This is a genomic window from Pseudoalteromonas sp. S4741 (assembly GCF_005886135.1).
Classification (GTDB): Bacteria; Pseudomonadota; Gammaproteobacteria; order Enterobacterales; family Alteromonadaceae; genus Pseudoalteromonas; species Pseudoalteromonas tetraodonis.
In genome coordinates, this window is sequence record NZ_PNCN01000265.1 from 1 (window position 1) to 321 (window position 321).

At 40.5% G+C, this 321-nt stretch carries 1 protein-coding gene and 1 pseudogene; both read right to left on the bottom strand.

The annotated features are described in order from the left end of the window. On the bottom strand, positions 1-182 hold a 182-nt coding region (locus CWC30_RS19090; protein WP_349654456.1), incomplete at its 3' end, for a DUF3019 domain-containing protein. Then, positions 139-321 (bottom strand): annotated as a pseudogene (locus CWC30_RS18520) (hypothetical protein); the annotation flags it as partial. The gene CWC30_RS19090 and the pseudogene CWC30_RS18520, both read right to left, overlap by 44 nt.

A 321-nucleotide genomic window follows, 5' to 3' on the forward strand; every position in this document is an offset into this window, starting at 1 on the left:
TGGTATAAACATACCTCGCTAGCGGCTGCCAGATGCAACTTAAATTTTAACTCTAGAACACACAATTCTTGTTGTTCGGAAAACACACACACTTGGGGAGATACGTTAACTGAAGAGGCATTTGCAACGCTACAGTTGCTAAAAAATGAACCTGCAAGCACAACCAACATAAAACACTTCATATTTAAATGTATGTTCGAATCCTATAAAGCCGGTCAGTGAATAGTCATGTTCAAAAAGCGGGCTGCGATCGATTGCTGAATAATCATAATAGGTGAAATGAAAACTCTGCGCGTTGACTCCTCGTACTTGAGAACGAGC